Raw genomic sequence first — 1,629 nt, forward strand, 5'->3', positions numbered from 1 at the left:
AGACGACGACTACTTCGCCGCCCGCTGTCGCCGTGCGCAGGGCGGGGAGCGCCTCGTCGAGCCGGTCGAGCGGGATGTTGAAGGCTCCGGGGATGTGCCCGGAGCCGTATTCGCCGGGGGTGCGCACGTCGATGACGGTCGCGTGGTCCAGGCGCTGGGGGAGTTCGTCGACGGTGAGCGGAGCGGGCGGAGGCGTCACAGCACGTCCCTTCGAAGCGGTTGGAATGCGGTTCTGATCACGACTGCTCAAGACTGATCGGATCAGCAACGTTGAGGAGCGCCGTATTCCGCATGCCCACGCAGTGTCACGGAAGGCGTTCACCCATTCGTGGACGGCGCAGCGCCTGGTCTCCGCCGCGGGAGAGATGGTCCGGTCTTCGGTGCGCACGTCCCCGGTCCCGGGCCACTCGAGGGTCGGGAAGCCCCTGCTGGAGCCGCCCCGCTCGGGCCGAACGGGCCGGTGGCCGGGCGTACCGAGAGACTCGAGGTGCGGCTGCCCGCCGTCGGCAGGAGCCTGGAGACATGTTGACGTTGGGCCATCTGACCGCCGGCGAACCGCCTCTGCTGCGGTGGGCGGGCAATCATGACGCGCCCGAGGACCCCGGCCGGGTGGTGGACAAGATCATGCGGTGCGGTCCCGACGGACCGCCGATCGGGGAGCGCACGGCGCGGGCCCTCCTGGTGGTTCCCGGCGGCAGCAGCCTGCAGTGGGTGGGCCGGCGGGCCGAGGACGCCGCGGGCGTCGTGCTCTGCGGCGACGAGGGGGAAGCCGCCGATTCCACTCTCGTGCCCCTGCTCACCCCCGCGATCCCAGGCGGCCCGGCCAAGGTCGCGGACGCGCTGAGGGGAGCGCAGGTCGCGGCACTGCAGACGGAGATCAGGCAGCTGGAGTCCTACGCCAACCTGGCGGCCCAGGCCATGGCGGAGGGCGGCGGTCCGGACGGCCTGCTCGAGTGGGTGGCGCGGGAGACCGGCGCGGAGGTGAGGGTGGTCGACGGCCACCGTGAGCAGGCGTGGCCGGACGAGGTGAGGAAGCAGTCCGGCCTGCTGCGGGAACTCGTACGCGGGCGGGAGCGCGGGCCCGTACGGGGCAGCTCGGACGGGCGCTACGTGGAGGTGTGGCCGGTGGGTGTCGGGCCGCCGCACCGGCTGCTCGTGGCGTCCCGGCAGGGAGCGGGGTCGGGCCGCCGCCAGATCGGCCTGGAGCAGGTGGCCGTGATGGTCGCCGGGCTGCTCCGCGAGGAGGACGTCTCGGAGCGCGAGCACCGGCTCCGCGCGGCGGTGCTGGCAGCCCGGACATCGGGGTTCCAGTACCTGATGGTGGGGGACGTGACGTCCGCCGGGCGGGCCGTGGAGCCGCTCGCCCCGGGCCTGACGGCGGCCGGCGTCGTGCAGCTCGCCGTCGTGGAGATAGCTCCCGCCGAGGACCGATCGGCTGTCGCGGCGGAGGTCGAGGAGGCCCTCCAGTGGGGCCGTTCCCTGACGGTGCTCTGCCCCGTCGACCCGTCCCAGATCATCGTCATCTGGGACGGCGCCCAGGCCCCGGTGCAGACCGTGCTGGAACCCGTCGCGGAGGCCGCCCCCGAGCGCGCGGTGGGAGTGAGCGGTCGTAGCTGGGAAGCGCCACGT

At 73.4% G+C, this 1,629-nt stretch carries 2 protein-coding genes; one reads left to right on the top strand and one right to left on the bottom strand.

What is annotated here, in order from left to right; all coding sequences use genetic code 11:
- Positions 1–199, bottom strand: a 199-nt coding sequence (locus H5J26_RS31795) for a rhodanese-like domain-containing protein (protein ID WP_181769229.1), incomplete at its 3' end; no start/stop codon positions are given.
- Between the two features lie 323 nt (positions 200–522).
- On the opposite strand from H5J26_RS31795, the gene H5J26_RS32095 reads away from it, so the two are divergent.
- Positions 523–1,629 (top strand): hypothetical protein (locus tag H5J26_RS32095; RefSeq protein ID WP_181769230.1); only part of this gene is annotated, 1,107 nt, incomplete at its 3' end.

The organism is Streptomyces albidus (ex Kaewkla and Franco 2022) (genome assembly GCF_013870515.1).
Lineage (GTDB): Bacteria > Actinomycetota > Actinomycetes > Streptomycetales > Streptomycetaceae > Streptomyces > Streptomyces albidus.